The sequence below is a fragment of the uncultured Mailhella sp. genome, from assembly GCF_963931295.1.
Classification (GTDB): Bacteria; Desulfobacterota; Desulfovibrionia; order Desulfovibrionales; family Desulfovibrionaceae; genus Mailhella.
Window position 1 is genome coordinate 780,355 of the sequence record NZ_OZ007001.1, and the last position, 16,132, is coordinate 796,486.

Sequence of the window (16,132 nt, forward strand, 5' to 3'; positions counted from 1 at the left end):
TTGTTTCCGCCTCCCGGCTTCGCCGGTTCGGCGGGACAAGTGACGGGATGTCATAATGATGAAAATCACTGATTTTCGTCCGCCTCTCCCGGTCCGTCCAAGCATGTTACCGTCAACTATCCAATAAAAAAAGCTGCTTATTACTGTAAAGCGCCATCTGTACCAAAACAGACGGCGCTTTTTTTTGTGATCTTGCAGAATGCCGCTTTCCCTCCGCGCTGCTTCATATCATAATGATATTCTTCTTTATAAAAAAAACTGACATTTCCTAATGAAATAATTTATTCTTTTCTTTTGTATAAAAATTAAAAAATATTCTTTAATTAAAATTCTTATCATCTGTATTTTTAATCAACTTATGTGAAAGATCTATTTCAAAATTAAATCATAACTTATTAAAAAATAACAATTTTTATCATAAATGAAACTGAAATCAGCAAATTTAAGAAATAAAAAATTTTTCTGGAATTAATGATATTTACAAAAATGTAAAATAGATACGTTAAAAAAATATTTTTTTGACGATTTATTCTTACATTATGTTATTGCTATATAGTATGCATCTTCCAAATGCCTCTGACGTTCATCTCCGTGCATAAAGGCGCATACTATAAAAAGGTACAGTCAATTCTGGAGGTTATTGACATGTTGACCAAAGGGGCAATCGGCAATCTCATCAATCGGTACAAAGCGGTCCTCAAGAAGTGTCACCTTATGAACACCTTCGGCTCTCTGGCCGTGGCGTCCATGCTCGTCATGGGCGGTGCCGGAATGGCAGGAGCTGAGCAGATTCCCAATAAGGATTTGAAAGGGGAGTCCATATCGGGAGATACACTTGTCGTCAGCAAGCCAGCCACCCCTTATTCTAATACAAACAGGGAGTACGCCAACGTTGCCATTCGTGTTTCCGAAGGGAAAAATAGTATTAGTGCAACGGAATCGCTGACATTCGAGAGTGCCAATAAAACCACCAATGATCCTAACCAGACCACGGGCACAAACTATAATGCCGTGGTGGTAACCAACGGATCATCGTTGAATATTACGACTCCGAAACTTTTTATCGGTACGGAAGCACAGGGTGGAGACCGAGGAATTCGGCTGACCGGCACAGGAAACAAGCTTAATATATTGGCAGATCGCATCATTTCCTATACCGGCGACGAGTTTGTTCATGTTCGTGGCGGTGACGGGACTTCTGTTGCCAATATCGGAACGGCAGAGAATCCGATTAAATATTTTGAAGCCCATACCGGCTGGGGCAAGGGAGATTACGGCGTTGCCATTCTCCAAGCCAACGAGGGGAACACCATCAATTTCTTTGCCGATGAAGCGCATTTCGACGGGCCGAACAGTCCTTCGGGAGGCGTTTTTGGTTCCGGTTCAAAGGGCACCATTAATATCAACACGAAAAAGCTTGATATAGATGGAAATATATGCGGAACATATGGCATGCAGAAAGATGATGCATATGCTAACGATGTGTTTACATTGAATGTAAACACTGACGATCTTAACATGAAAGGTGATATTAATGTTGGCACTTCTGGTGAAGGTTATAATACCGGAGCAAGAAGCACAGACGTCAACATCTATGCCAAAAATGCGGATATAGAAGGTAATATTTCCGGCTGGAAGCGGGGTGACATATCTCTTCAGGTTTCCGAAAATCTTAATGTTCAGGGCACCATTCAGGCTCTGCCCATCAATCCGGATGCCAGCACCGCCGATAAGGGTAAGGAAGCGTCCATAAACATCAATGCCGGAAACCTTGTCGTTGAATCCGAGACGAACGCTGTCAGTGCAGAAAAGGGACAAATTTCTCTGATTGCTGACAATATGTCTTTGAGCGCCGTTGACACGGGCATCCTTTCTCAGGAAGGCGCGACTGTTTCCCTCTCTGGCAATGCCTCCATCAGTGCCGCGAACGCCATGAGCGGCAACGGTTCCATTGTCAACAACGGCAATCTTTCTGTTGCAGAAGGAACGGTGTCCGGCTTTACCGGTACTTATACCCAGACTGCAGGAGCAACGTCTCTGGGGGCAGACAGTGGATTTTTTGGAGGTGACGTCGTTATTGAAAAGGGTGCTCTTTCCGTTGACATGGCGGATCGAGGCGGCATCTCCATGCAGGAAAACGAAGCCATGCTGGCGCTCGGTAAAAGCGTGACCGTCGCCGACGGCAAAAAGCTTGTTGTGGGTGATGCAGGCAATTCTTCCTCGGCTGTGGCCTTCGGAAATAATTCGCTGCTGGTCGTGGACGGCAAGGCTGCCGGCACCGGCGCCATGATTACCGGCACCGGCGCCATTTCCGTGGCGGACGGTTCCCAGCTGTACATTGCCGACGCTCAGGCCGGTAAAGCCTACACCATCACCGACGGACTCTCCTCGGCCGAGGGCGAATACTGGGATTCCGCCAACCTGCTGGCCGGACGTCTCATCAAGGCCGACATATCGACGAACAATGACGGCGACATCGTTGTTGAAACGAAAGCTCAGGACGCCGCCAAGGTGCTGCCCGGCATCATTCCCGTGGCCGCCCTCGACACCATGGTCAGCAACAACCGGAACAACACCGACTCCTCTTCCATGGGCATCCGCTTCCTGAGCCGCGCCATGGACAACGTGCAGTACATGCCGAATGACGCCACCGCCACCGCCATGGTGAACGAAGTCTCCCGCGCGGCCGTGACCGCGGGCGTGCAGAACACCGCTCTGCGCCTTGCCGACGCCGGGGTGGATCAGCTCATTCATCACCTGTCGCTGAGCTTCTTCGGCAAGGAAAACAACATTCATAAGGACGGCGTGGACATCTGGGCCACTCCCATGTACGGCAACACCTACACCCACGGCATGGTGGCTTCCGGCGCGGCCGTGCGCGGCAACTACGGCGGCGTCACCCTCGGCGCGGATGCCAAGGTCGGCGAAATTCTCGGCGGCAAGGTGCGCGTGGGCGCGGCCGTCAACGGCGGCGGAGGCAAATCCGAAACCCGCGGCACGGCCACCTCTACCGACAACGAATACAACTTCGGCGGCGTGAACCTTTACGCCGGGTGGAACCTCGACAGCCTGAACGTGATGGCCAGCGTGGGCTACGCCATGGCCAACCACGACGTGAAGATGAACCTGCCCGCCTCCATGGGCATGGGTCAGGCCAAGGCCGACGTGGACACCAACGCCTTCATCGCCGACCTGCGCGCCGAATACCAGATCAACACCAGCGTTGCGGACATCCTGCCTCATGCGGGCGTTCGCTACACCGCCCTCAACACCGAAAGCCACGATCTGAAGGTAAACGGCTCCACGCTGAATTCCGTGGCGTCCGACACGCAGCACATCGTGCAGTTCCCCATCGGCGTGACCGTGTCCAAGGATATCGACGTCTCCGGCTGGAACGTGAAGCCGCTGGCCGACGTGTCCGTCATTCCCGCCGCCGGTGAAAAGAAAAATACTACCAAGGTGTCCTATGCAGGCATAGGCGCGCTCGACAGCGTGAATACCCGCATCATGGATTCCACGAGCTGGGCCGGAACCGTCGGCGTGCAGGCCGAAAAGGGCAACTTCGCCCTCGGCCTCAACTACGGCGTGCAGGCTTCCACCCACGAAACCGACCAGAGCGTCAGCGTCGGCATAAGCTGGAAGTTCTAAAGGCAGGAAAGACAGAAAAAGACAGAAAAGGCATGCGGGGGAGACAATCTCCCCCGCACCCCCATGTTTCCGCCTCCCGGCTTCGCCTGTTCGGCGGGACAAAGGGGACGGCATGATGTCATGAAACCGGGCTCCGCGCTTTTGCGCAAAGCCTCGTTTCCCGCGCACTCACAATAATGGAGCGACTTCCGTCCCATCAACATCCGCGCAGTCTCATGCTCTGGAACGAACGCTCCAGAAAAAATGCCTTCCCGCGCTTTTCCTTCTCAACAACCATTCAGAAAACGGACCGGAGTTCTCCGGTCCGTTTCATTTATGCGTCCGAAGCGCTTCAAACATCTTGTATCCCTTCCTTACTCACCGTGATTCCGGCAAAGACCGGAATCACGGTCGGCCGCCGCAGGCGCGTCCTTTCGGACGCGCCTGCACTGCGTTTGCAGCCAAAACCGCACCAGCCAAAGCCTCCTGACTGCGAACCGCCCCGCATCTCCCCCCAGTGAGCCCACCATACCCACGGCTCCCGCGCGCCCGCCGCAGCGGCAACGCCGCAAGGCGGAATCAGGGGGGACCGGGGGAAATTATTTCCCCCGGCGGTGTCCGGGGCGGAGCCCCGCTGCTCTGATCCCGTCCACTCCATCCCGGGGCAGCGCCCCGATGCTCCGGCCTGATCCCCTTCCTCTCCTCTCTTCTCCCGCCTTTCGAGGCGGAGGCGAAGACTTGCGAAAAGGGGCGAAAACGGCTAGGCTAATCCTTTATTTCTCCTTCCACCCCAACGAAGCGAACGCGATGAGCAGCAGTCAGCCGGTCGAAACCGGAAGCCCTTGCACGAAGAAGTCCGCCCAGAATCGTCGCCGGATCACGACGTCCTGCGTCGAGGCCGGACGCTTTTCGGCGCGCTGCGGACAGGAAGCAGACATCGACGCGTCCGTCGTTCTTTTCTGTGCGCCTGAAGAGGCGACCGTACACCGTCCGGCCAGGGCAAAGCACGCCCGCATCCGCCTTCGGCAGGGGAGAACCATACCCCGCATACCGACGAAGGGCAGCCTTTCCGCAGAGGACAGAGCTGCCCTTTTCCATTCTTTTTGCAGAGATGCGTTTCTTGCGCATGGCTGCTCCGCCGTTTTCCCCTTCAAGGATGCAGGGGAGGAAGGCAGACTTCTTTCCGGCACGGCAGGCGCGCAGAAGCGTCCGCCGTGCGCCGCCGGGGTCGCCTTCTGCATCCGGACAAGGACGGAAACGGCATTTTTTCCGACCCCATGACCCTTTCCACACTGTTTTTCGCATAAGGAGCCGAAAAAATATGGGAGGATTCTTCGGAGCCATCTCCAAGCAGGACTGCGTGCTGGACATCTTCTTCGGCGTGGACTACCACTCGCACCTCGGCACACGCCGCGGCGGCATGGCCATCTACGACCGGAAGCTGGGTTTTCAGCGGCAGATACACGACATTGAAAACACCCCCTTCCGAACCAAGTTTGAAAACAATCTCGCCGAATTCCACGGCTGCGCAGGCATAGGCTGCATCAGCGACATTGATCCGCAGCCGCTTCTCGTGCGCTCGCATCTCGGTTTGTACGCCATATCCACGGTCGGCATCATCAACAACACCGAGCGTCTGGTGCGCGACTACTTTTCCAGCCGGGGCCATCAGTTCATGGTCACGGACGCCGGCAAGGTGAATCCCACGGAACTCGTGGCCGCGCTCATCAACATGGAAGGCGATCTCGTGTCGGGCATCCGGCACGCGCAGGACGTTATTGAAGGCTCCATGACCATTCTGCTGCTCACGGAAGACTCCATCATCACCGCCAGAGACAGAATGGGACGCCTGCCCGTGCACATCGGCAAAAGCGATCTGGGCCACAGCGTGTCGTTTGAATCCTTCGCCTACCACAAGCTCGGCTACGAAGACGCCTACGAACTCGGTCCGAGCGAAATCGTGCGCATCACGGCCGACGGCTACGAAACGCTTTCCCCGGCCGCCAAAACCATGAAGATCTGCGCCTTCCTCTGGACCTACTACGGCTATCCGAACTCCAACTACGAAGGCGTCAACGTGGAGCTCATGCGCTACCGCAACGGCGAAATCATGGCCCGCGACGAAATGGCCCGCGGCACGCTGCCGCTGGTCGATCACGTGGCCGGCGTGCCCGATTCCGGCACGCCCCACGCCATAGGCTACGCCAACCGCTGCAAGCTGCCCTTTGCCCGGCCCTTCGTCAAATACACCCCCACCTGGCCGCGCTCCTTCATGCCCGCCAATCAGGCCGTGCGCAATCAGGTGGCCAAGATGAAGCAGATTCCCGTGCCGGAACTCATTCAGGGCAAGAAGCTCCTCTTTGTGGACGACTCCATCGTGCGCGGCACGCAGCTGCGCGAAACCGTCGACTTTCTTTTTGAATCCGGCGCAGGCGAAGTACACATGCGCTCCGCCTGCCCGCCCATCATGTACAGCTGCAAGTACCTCAACTTCTCCCGCGGCAATTCCGACATGGATCTGCTCGCAAGGCGCATCGTGCAGGAACTCGAAGGCGACGAAGGTCATCGTCATCTCGACGAGTACGCCGACGCCTCCACCGCGAGGGGCAAGAGTCTGCTTGCCGCCATCTGCCGCAAGATGGGCTTCGATTCTCTGGGCTATCAATCGCTGAACGGCCTGCTTGAGGCCATAGGCATCGACAAGGACAAAATCTGCACCTACTGCTGGAACGGCAAAGGATAACCACCATGAACAATTCCCATTCCGCATCCTACGCCGCCGCGGGCGTCAACATTGAGGCCGGCTACGAAGGCGTTCGCCTCATGAAGCGCCATGTCGAGCGCACCCTGATTCCCGGCGTGGTCTCCGACCTCGGAGGCTTCGGCGGCCTGTTTGAACCTGACACCAAAGGCATGTCCCGTCCGGTGCTCGTGTCCGGCACCGACGGCGTGGGCACCAAGCAGCGCATCGCCCAGCTCATGGACAAGCACGACACCGTGGGCATCGACTGCGTGGCCATGTGCGTGAACGACATCGTCTGCTGCGGCGCCAAGCCTCTGTTCTTCCTCGACTACATCGCCATCGGCAAAAACGATCCGGAAAAGGTGGCCACCCTCGTTTCCGGCGTGGCCGAAGGCTGCGTGCAGGCCGGCTGCGCCCTCATCGGCGGCGAAACCGCCGAGCACCCCGGCACCATGGCCCCCAACGACTACGATCTCGCGGGCTTCTCCGTGGGCATGGTGGACAGAGACAAGGTCATCAGTCAGGCTTCCATGCGCGAGGGCGACGTCATTCTCGCGCTGCCTTCCTCCGGCCTGCATTCCAACGGCTATTCTCTCGTGCGCAAGGTGTTCGACGTGGAGCACGCAGACCTCGGCAAGTACTGCGAAGAACTCGGTTCCACGCTCGGCGAAGCCCTGCTCACGCCCACGGTCATCTACGTGAAGCCCGTGCTCGCGGCCATTGCCGCGGCCGAAGTTCACGGCATAAGCCACATCACGGGCGGCGGCTTCTACGAAAACATTCCCCGCTGCGTACCCGACGGCCTCACCGCCCGCGTGGAAAAAGCCGCCGTGAAGACTCCGGCCATTTTCTCCCTGCTGCAGCGCACGGGCAATATTCCCGAACGCGACATGTTCAACACCTACAACATGGGCGTGGGCATGACTATGATCGTGTCCCGCGACACGGCCGACAAGGCCCTCGAAGCCCTCAGGAGCCACGGCTGCAACGCCTACGTTCTCGGCGACGTCGTTTCCGGCGAAGACAAGGTCGCTCTCGCCTGATTCTGCCGCGCCGCCCCGCGCGGCGCACGCTTCATGCACAATGCGGCGGAAATTCCGCTGCAAAGGATATTACGAATGGTAAGACGCATTTATGTAGAGAAAAAGCCCGCCCTCCGACACGAGGCCGGAGCGATTCTCGGAGAACTCCGCACCCTGCTCGGCATCTCTTCCCTGACCGGTCTGCGGCTCGTCAACCGCTACGACGTGGAAGGTCTGGACGAAGACGTGTTTCAGCGCGCGGTGAAAACCGTGTTTTCCGAACCGCAGGTGGACGACGCCGGCGAAACCCTGCCCGAAGGCGACTACACCGCCTTTGCCGTGGAATACCTGCCCGGTCAGTTCGATCAGCGGGCCGATTCCGCGAGTCAGTGCATCCAGCTCATGACCCGGGGCGAACGCCCCGCCGTGCGCACGGCGCGCGTGTTCCTGCTCTCCGGCGATCTCTCCGAAGCCGACGTGGAAAAGATCAAGCGCTACCTCATCAACCCCGTGGAAGCGCGCGAAGCCGGCCTTGATCCCGTGGAAACCCTGCGCGTGGAATACGAAGTGCCCACCAGCGTGAGCACCGTGGAAGGCTTCACCACGCTCGACGAAGCCGGTCTTTCCGCCCTGCTCGATCAGCTCGGCCTCGCCATGGACCTCGATGACCTCAAGTTCCTGCAGGCCCATTTCCGCGACGAGGAAAAGCGCGATCCCACCATCACCGAAGTGCGCGTGGTGGACACCTACTGGTCCGATCACTGCCGCCACACCACCTTCTCCACCCACATCGACGGCGTGGAAATTCTGGACGAAAAAACGCTGGCCGCCTATGAGCGCTACCTTGCCGCCCGCAGGGAAGTGTACGGCGAAGAAAAGGCGGCCCTGCGTCCGCAGACCCTCATGGACATGGCCACCATCGCCGCCAAGACCCTGAAAAAGCGCGGCCTGCTCGGCAACATGGATCAGAGCGAGGAAATCAACGCCTGCTCCATCCACGTGACCGCCACCGTGGACGGCGAAGAGCAGGACTGGCTGCTCATGTTCAAGAACGAAACCCACAACCATCCCACCGAAATCGAACCCTTCGGCGGCGCGGCCACCTGCATAGGCGGCTGCATCCGCGATCCGCTCTCCGGCCGCGCCTACGTCTATCAGGCCATGCGCGTCACCGGCTGCGGCGATCCGCGCACGCCCGTTTCCGAAACCATTCCCGGCAAGCTCCCCCAGCGCAAGCTCGCCCAGACGGCCGCCTCGGGCTATTCCTCCTACGGCAACCAGATAGGTCTTGCCACGGGCATGGTTTCCGAAGTCTACCATCAGGGCTACGTGGCCAAGCATCTGGAAGTGGGCGCCGTGGTGGCCGCGGCTCCGGCCGTCAACGTGGTGCGCAAGCGTCCCGAACCCGGCGACGTGGTCATTCTGCTCGGCGGACGCACCGGCCGCGACGGCATCGGCGGGGCCACCGGCTCCTCCAAGAGCCACAACCGCAAGTCCCTCGTCACCATGGCCTCGGAAGTGCAGAAGGGCAACGCGCCCGAAGAACGCAAAATCCAGCGCCTGTTCAGAAACGGCGACGTCACCCGCCTCGTCAAGCGCTGCAACGACTTCGGCGCGGGCGGCGTTTCCGTGGCCATAGGCGAACTCGCCCCCGGCCTTGAAATCCGTCTCGACGCCGTGCGCAAGAAGTACGAAGGCCTCGACGGCACCGAACTCGCCATTTCCGAATCGCAGGAACGCATGGCCTGCGTGGTGGCCGCCAAGGACGCCCCCGCCTTCATCGAAGCCGCGGAAAAGGAAAATCTCGAAGCCTATCAGGTGGCCGTGGTCACGGAATCTCCGCGCATGGTCATGAACTGGCAGGGCAAAACCATCGTCGATCTTTCCCGCGCCTTCCTCGACACCAACGGCGCATCCAAGCACACCCGCGTGCGCGTGGAATCCAAGGACCGCTCCGCCCTCGACGCCCCCGCAGCCTCCAGCCTGCGGGAAACGGCCTCCAGCCTCAAATGCGCCTCGCGCCGCGGCCTTGCCGAACGCTTCGACTCCACCATCGGCGCAGGTTCCGTGCTCATGCCCTTCGGCGGCGTGCGTCAGCGCACGCCCGCGCAGGTCATGGCCGCGCTGCTGCCCGTGCTGCCCGGACACGAAACCAGAGATTGCTCCGTCATGGCCTGGGGCTTCGACGCCGATCAGATGAGCGTCGATCCCTACGAAGGCGCGTACCGTTCCGTGGTCACGTCCGTCGCCCGCCTCGTCGCCGCAGGCTGCGACTACCGCAAGGCCTATCTCACCCTGCAGGAATACTTTGAAAAGCTCCGCGACGAGCCGGAACGCTGGGGCAAGCCCTTTGCCGCGCTCCTCGGCGCGCTCGACGCGCAGCTCGATCTCAACGTGGCGGCCATAGGCGGCAAGGACTCCATGTCCGGCTCCTTCCTCGACATGGACGTGCCCCCCACCCTCATTTCCTTTGCCGTAGCTCCGGCCAAAACCGACGACGTGCTCTCGCCCGAATTCAAGGAGGCCGGACACCCCGTCTGCCTGCTCGCGCCCGCCTCGGCAGACGCCGAAGGCTTCAAGGCCTGCTGGGACGCCTTTGCCGCCCTGCACGCCGCAGGCAGGGTGAAGGCCGCCTGGGCCGTGGAAAACAGCGTGGCCGAAGCGATCATGAACATGTCGTTCGGCAACGGCATCGGCTTTGAGTCCTGCGCCGACATCGACTGGCATCGTCCCATGCCCGGAGCCATCGTGGCCGAACTGACCGAAGAGAGCGGCCTGCGCCTCGGCGTCACCACGGAAAAGGCCGTGATCAGCCTCGGCTCGGACAGCGCCTCCATCGAGGAACTGCTCGCCCTGAACGAAGGCGTGCTGGAAGACATCTACCCGAACCGCACCGCGAAGGACGAAGCCTCCGTGCCGCTCATCACCTCGGACAGGCAGCCCGCGGCCAGACCCCGCACGGGCTCGGCCAGACCGCGCGTGGTCATTCCCGTGTTCCCCGGCACCAACTGCGAATACGACAGCGCCCGCGCCGTCATGCGCGCCGGTCTCGAACCGGAAATCATCGTGCTGCGCAACCAGTCCGCGGCCGAGGTTTCGGAATCGGCCGCGCGCTTTGCCCGCGCCGTGCGCGAAAGCCAGATCATCTTCGTGCCCGGCGGCTTCTCCGGCGGCGACGAACCCGAAGGTTCCGGCAAGTTCATCACGGCCTTCTTCCGCAATCCCGAAGTGACCGACGCCACCATGGATCTGCTCAAGCAGCGCGACGGCCTCATGCTCGGCATCTGCAACGGCTTCCAGGCGCTCATCAAGCTCGGCCTCGTGCCCTTCGGCGAAATCATCGACACCGACGCTTCCTGCCCCACCCTCACCTTCAACGTCATCGGACGCCATCAGTCGAAAATCGTGCGCACGCGCGTCTCTTCGCGGCTCTCCCCCTGGCTGAAGAACGTGAACACGGGCGACATCGTCTCGGTGCCCGTGTCACACGGCGAAGGCCGCTTCCTGTGCGAACCTGCGCTGCTTGAAAAGCTCAGGGCAAACGGACAGATCGCCACCCAGTACGTGGATCTCGACGGCCATCCCACCATGGACGTGGACTTCAACCCCAACGGCTCCGTCTGGGCCGTGGAAGGCATCACTTCCCCGGACGGACGCGTGCTCGGCAAGATGGGACACTCCGAACGCACGGGCGCTACCCTTTACAAGAACGTGCCCGGCAACTACGATCTCCATCTCTTCGAGTCTGCCAGGGACTACTTCAGCCTCTAGAAACAGCGCCGGGGCGGAAAGGCTTCCGCTCCGGCTCTCCGACCGACCGGCGGCAGGACAGGTGCCGCCCGTTCTCTGATTTTCGGAACCTGTCCGCCGAACGCACGGCGTCTGCCCACTCCGACTGTCCGACACGCCGCCTGCCTCGTCCGCCCGCCCGGCGGCCCCGACAGAACGGCAGCCCCGCCTCCCCCGACGAATTCCACGCCGCAGAGGAAGCGAAGCAGGGCAAAAGCAAGGCGCAAGGGAAACGGCAAAACGATGCGACGAGCGATGATGCGCGACGCTGAACGCTTCCCCTCGCCCCGCAAAAGGACGAGACTGCGCATTACAGGCCGCGAAACACGCGCCGCAAGCCCTCCGGCAGCCGCCGCGCCCGAGCCGCAGCCGTCGGACAAACCGTCATCAGACAAAGAAAAGCCCCGTCATCCAAAGATGCCGGGGCTTTTTCCTGACGTTTTGCAAAGCGCGGTCAATTGCCGAGCATAAACCGCGCACGCCTACTTGCCGAGCAGACTCCGCGCATAGGCGTGAATGCCGTTGGCAAGCCCCTGCGCCAGTCGCTGCCTGTGCTTGCTGCTCTTCAGGCGCGAGGCTTCCTTCGTGTTGGTGGAATATCCCAGTTCCACCAGCACGCTGGGCATGGAGGAACCCACCAGCACGAAAAACGGCGCGCCCTTCACTCCGCCGTCGCGGGTGGAGACTCCGTTTCTTTTCAGGTAGCTCAGCGTGTTTTTCTGTATGCGGTCCGCCAGACGACGCGATTCCGTGGTGCGCGCGCCGGTCAGAATTTCCGTGAGTATCTTGTCCATGTCGCCGAGACGCCCGCTGTCGGCGTTTTCCACCGTGGCCAGACGACTCACCGAACTGCTGCGGGCAAAATCCAGAATGTAGGTCTCAAGGCCGCTGATGCCGGTATTTTCCGACGCGTTCACGTGAATGGAAATGAAAAGATCGCCCTTGTTTCTGCGGCTGAAATCCACGCGTTCCGACAGCGACACCCACTTGTTGCCCGTGCGGGTGAGATGCACCTTGTAGCCGAGCTTCTCCAGAATGGTCTTCAGGCGCCTCGCCACGTCGAGATTGACGTCCTGCTCCACCACGCCGTTGTGCATTGCGCCGGGATCGCGCCCGCCGTGCCCCGGATCAATGATGATGGTGCGCACGGAAAGACCGAGCTGGGCGGCAAGCCTGTGCGCGCCTGCGCCGCTGGGCGGTCGGCTGACCGTGGTCGTTTCCCTGGCGCTTTCCTTTTGACCTGCGGGCGCTCGGGCGTTCTTGCCGCTCTTGTCCATCTCCTCGCGGTACACGGCGGCTATCTTGGCGTGATCGGCGCGAAAATAGCGCCGCGCAATGTGTTCCAGATGCACCCGGGCCTTTTTCTGATCGTTCAAAAGCTCGTTGTACACCACGGCCGCACGAAAAAGCGCGTCGTCGGCGAGCGCGCTTGACGGAAACTTCTTTGCCGACTGCTCGTACACGGAAGCCGCCTTGCGGGCGTCCACCGCGGACTTCGTTACTCTGGCCTTTTCCTCAAGGGCCACGCCGCTGCGAAAAAGCGCGGCAACGCGCAGATTCCATTGAGGATTATTGTCATAGACCTTGCGGAATTCATCGGCGCAGGCCTGCCAGGAATTCGCTCCGGGACTGCCCTTCTGAAGACGGGCAAGCTGAGCCTTGGCCCTTTCATAATCGGGCGGATTGGCGGCCAGAGCCCCGGCGGACAGGCAGAAAAACAGACAGCAGGCCAGGCAGACGAGAAAAAAGAGGCGGCGTTTCTGGGACATGAAGTAAATACCGAAATTTTTTTCCATTGTTCAGCACACCTGTTCCTCTGTCAATGGAAAAACGTCATTTGTAACAAAAAGCCCGGCGCACAGGCGATTTCAGGAATGAAAAGCCGAAAGAGACCGCGACGCGTCAAAGCAAACGCCCTCCGCCTGATGAACAAAACGCCCCCGTTCGAAAGATCAGACCGTCCGACGGGCCTTGTCGTGCCGGCACGCCGACATCCCGAGATCCGCACGACATAACAATGTCCCCCTCGCCTAACGCCCCGCATTCCCCGTCCGACAGCGTTCCACGAAGGCTTTTGCCGTGCTTTGCCCGCGCTCCCTTGTTTCGGGTCTGTCCCGCAGCGGCTGCCACGCCGCTCTCCGCTTGGTCCTCCACGGCGACAGGCAGAGCGCCGAACGCAACGCGCCGCCCGAAGGCCTGTGCCGCAAACGCAGCTCCTTGCCCGGCAGAGCGCGAACGAAGCACACAACATCTTCCCGGAAGGAATCCCTTTACCTCTCACATGAAAATCTTCTGAAAATTTTCCACATGCAGTTTTTTGACTTGACAGAGTCCGGCTTCTTTTATAAAAGACGTCTGTTCGCAACACGCGGGAGTAACTCAGTGGTAGAGTGCAACCTTGCCAAGGTTGAAGTCGCGGGTTCAAATCCCGTCTCCCGCTCCAGCAAGTCATCATGAAGGCCCGTTTTCTACGGGCCTTTTCTTTTTGCATTCCTCTTTTCTATTCTGCTCCGTCTTCACAACAGCCGACGCCTTTCCCTGTTGCAGAACAAGATTCGCCGTTTTTGCGCTTCCGTTGCCCGAATCCGACCCTTCGCACCAGAAAACCTGCTTCGGGCCTGCCGTTTCCGTGACGGCTGCTCTCAGCCCGCCTGTAAATCCTTCACCGCGCCCGTGCGCCCCGCGACGCTGCGTCGATGCCGACGCTCCCGCGCGCCTGAATACGGCTCTTCCGCATCATTTTCCGGGGAGACATGTACACGACGAAGCCTGACTGTCCAAAAGGCGCTCCGCAGCTGCCGTCATCCCAAACGCGACCCAAACCGACAACGCCTCCTCCGCGCCGCCGTTCCCCCGTCCGAAAGCAATAAAAAACGCGGGAAAAGGCTTCAGGACTCCTTTCCCCGCGATTAAAAAACATACGGCGGATGCAGGATCCGCCGTATGGAAGTTTCAGCCTGTGTCAGGCGATTATTTGTTGTCCAGCGACACGGTGATGAAGAAAGTATCGCCGCGACGGTTGATCTGGAGCATGACGGCGCCGCGTTCCTTGCCTTCCTTGCGCACGATGGACACCAGTTCCTTGGCGCTGGTCACGGGCTGGAGGTTGGCGGAAAGGATGACGTCGCCGGTGCGCACGCCGGCTTCAGCCGCGGGGCCGTCGCCCTTCACGCCCACCACGAGCAGGCCCTTCACGTCGCCGGAGAGCTGGAGCGCCCGGGCGTCTTCAGGGGTAAGCGGCTTGATGCTCACGCCGAGATCGCCGCCCTCGCTCTGCTGACCGGAGCTCTGCGTGGTCGTGCTGTGAGACGAACGTTCGCCGAGCTTCACGGTGGTCTTCACTTCCTTGCCGTTGCGCATCACCACGATGTCCACCTTGGTGTCGGGCTTGAGTCCGGCCACGCTGCGGGTCAGGGCGGAGGCGCTGTCGATGCTGGTGTCGCCCACCTTGACGATCACGTCGCCCGCACGCAGACCGGCCTTGTCGGCGGGTTCGTTGTCGAGCACGGAGCCGATGAGCGCGCCGCCCGCGCTCTTGAGGCCAAGAGCCTTGGCGGTGTTTTCATCCACGTCCTGAATGGTCACGCCGAGCCAGCCGCGGCTCACCTTCTTGCCTTCGCGCAGATCGTTGATGACCTTGGAGGCCAGACTGCTGGGAATGGCGAAGCCTATGCCCTGACCGTTGGCGGAAATGGCGGTGTTGATGCCGATGACTTCACCGGCCATGTTGATGAGCGGGCCGCCGCTGTTGCCGGGGTTGATGGAGGCGTCGGTCTGGAGGAAGTTGTCGAAGGGACCGGCGTGGATGTCGCGGCCCTTGGCGCTCAGAATGCCGGCCGTCACGGTGTTGCTCAGGCCGAAGGGGTTGCCGATGGCCACCACCCAGTCGCCCACTTCCATGGCGTCGGAATCGCCGAAGCGGAGCACGGGCAGGGGCGTCTTGCTTTCCACCTTGAGCAGGGCAAGGTCGGTTTCGGAGTCGGTGCCCACGATCTTCGCGGGCAGGCCGTCGGACTTGTCGCCGTTGAGCTTGACGGTAATCTTGTCGGCGTCTTCCACCACATGGTTGTTGGTGACGATGTAGCCGTCGGCGGAAATGATGAAGCCGGAGCCGAGCGCGGAGCTCTTCTGCTTGGGCGCGGGCTGGCCGGGACGCATGCCGAAGGGGCCGCCGAACTGTTCAAAGAACTGATCCATGCCGGGGAAATTGAACATGCCCATGACGGGGCTTTCCACTTCCCTCTCGGTGCTGATGTTCACCACTGCCGGACCGGCGTTTTTCGCCAGCGGCACGAAATTGGGCAGCATGGGAGCCGCCGTGGCCGAAGAGGCCAGAAACATGAAACCCGTTACGGCGAGAGCCGTTTTTTTAAGGATGCCGTTCATGGGAACTCCTTGTAAATTCTTCGTTCAGGCGAAAGAAGGACTCTTGAATTCCTTGTATCCCGCAAGAGCCGTTCATGCCATTGTAATTACGGGAGCAAAGGCTTACTGCGCGCCCCCCGTTCCGCCCGCTCCTCCGCCGCACGAGGAACAGTTGCCGTGGCAGGGGCTGTTGCGATTGAGTCTTTTGTCGTTCATCCAGGCCGGTCTCGGCCCTATCTTGAAGGGGAAGGCTCCCGTTTTCAGAGGGCTGGGGGCCGAAACAAGACGGGCCGTGTTCTGCGACCCGCACTTCGGGCAGCTGATGACGTCATCGTCGTCAAAAGCCAGCTCTTCAAACGTGTGCCGGCAATCTTTGCATTCAAAATCATACAGCGGCATGGCAATACTCCTCGCGAGAAAAAATGGAAGGCTTATCCTTCTCTCTGCTGCTAAATAAGCACCCTACACCAGCTGGCAAGGGTAAGGCAAAAGGTCAAAAGCGCGTCTCAGCGGGGGTCGGAAACATTCAGTAAGAAATTTCCATGAATAAAAACAGCGTATTGCGCGGTTTCTTATCAGTTTTTCC

Annotated in this window: 10 protein-coding genes and 1 tRNA gene; 5 read left to right on the forward strand and 6 right to left on the reverse strand. The window is 59.6% G+C overall.

What is annotated here, in order from left to right; translation table 11 throughout:
• Window positions 1-1,029 precede the first annotated feature (1,029 nt).
• Window positions 1,030-1,338 carry a hypothetical protein gene (locus ABGT79_RS03070; RefSeq protein ID WP_346664964.1) on the reverse strand — a complete coding sequence of 103 codons (309 nt, stop codon included), beginning with the start codon at window positions 1,336-1,338 and terminating at the stop codon, window positions 1,030-1,032.
• Between the two features lie 45 nt (window positions 1,339-1,383).
• Window positions 1,384-1,818 (reverse strand): hypothetical protein, encoded by a 435-nt coding sequence (locus ABGT79_RS03075; protein WP_346664965.1) that lies wholly within the window; start codon window positions 1,816-1,818, stop codon window positions 1,384-1,386.
• Between the two features lie 27 nt (window positions 1,819-1,845).
• On the opposite strand from ABGT79_RS03075, the gene ABGT79_RS03080 reads away from it, so the two are divergent.
• Complete coding sequence (locus ABGT79_RS03080; RefSeq protein WP_346664966.1) at window positions 1,846-3,648, forward strand: autotransporter domain-containing protein; 1,803 nt, start codon at window positions 1,846-1,848, stop codon at window positions 3,646-3,648.
• 744 nt (window positions 3,649-4,392) lie between these two features.
• Here the strand turns inward: ABGT79_RS03080 and ABGT79_RS03085 are convergent.
• Window positions 4,393-4,755: a hypothetical protein gene (locus ABGT79_RS03085; RefSeq protein ID WP_346664967.1), complete on the reverse strand. Its 363-nt coding sequence runs from the start codon at window positions 4,753-4,755 to the stop codon at window positions 4,393-4,395.
• A gap of 193 nt (window positions 4,756-4,948) precedes the next feature.
• Between ABGT79_RS03085 and ABGT79_RS03090 the strand changes: the two genes are divergently transcribed.
• From ABGT79_RS03090 to ABGT79_RS03100, 3 genes are all read left to right on the forward strand, one after another.
• Complete coding sequence (locus ABGT79_RS03090) at window positions 4,949-6,370, forward strand: amidophosphoribosyltransferase (protein WP_346664968.1); 1,422 nt, start codon at window positions 4,949-4,951, stop codon at window positions 6,368-6,370.
• 5 nt (window positions 6,371-6,375) lie between these two features.
• The gene (gene purM / locus ABGT79_RS03095; RefSeq protein WP_346664969.1) at window positions 6,376-7,413 is read left to right on the forward strand and encodes a phosphoribosylformylglycinamidine cyclo-ligase; all 1,038 of its coding nucleotides are present in this window, start codon (window positions 6,376-6,378) and stop codon (window positions 7,411-7,413) included.
• A gap of 75 nt (window positions 7,414-7,488) precedes the next feature.
• Window positions 7,489-11,163, forward strand: coding sequence for a phosphoribosylformylglycinamidine synthase (locus ABGT79_RS03100; protein WP_346664970.1), 3,675 nt, complete (start codon window positions 7,489-7,491; stop codon window positions 11,161-11,163).
• Window positions 11,164-11,663: 500 nt separating this feature from the next.
• Here ABGT79_RS03100 and ABGT79_RS03105 read toward each other — a convergent pair whose 3' ends face one another.
• Window positions 11,664-12,950, reverse strand: a complete 1,287-nt coding sequence (locus tag ABGT79_RS03105; RefSeq protein ID WP_346664971.1) for an N-acetylmuramoyl-L-alanine amidase — start codon at window positions 12,948-12,950, stop codon at window positions 11,664-11,666.
• A gap of 599 nt (window positions 12,951-13,549) precedes the next feature.
• Here ABGT79_RS03105 and ABGT79_RS03110 point away from each other — a divergent pair.
• A tRNA-Gly gene (locus ABGT79_RS03110) sits at window positions 13,550-13,624 on the forward strand.
• A gap of 527 nt (window positions 13,625-14,151) precedes the next feature.
• On the opposite strand, the gene ABGT79_RS03115 is transcribed toward ABGT79_RS03110, so the two are convergent.
• Both ABGT79_RS03115 and ABGT79_RS03120 read right to left on the reverse strand, forming a co-directional pair.
• Window positions 14,152-15,567: a DegQ family serine endoprotease gene (locus ABGT79_RS03115; RefSeq protein WP_346664972.1), complete on the reverse strand. Its 1,416-nt coding sequence runs from the start codon at window positions 15,565-15,567 to the stop codon at window positions 14,152-14,154.
• 102 nt (window positions 15,568-15,669) lie between these two features.
• Complete coding sequence (locus ABGT79_RS03120; protein ID WP_294486927.1) at window positions 15,670-15,945, reverse strand: zinc ribbon domain-containing protein; 276 nt, start codon at window positions 15,943-15,945, stop codon at window positions 15,670-15,672.
• Window positions 15,946-16,132: the final 187 nt, after the last annotated feature.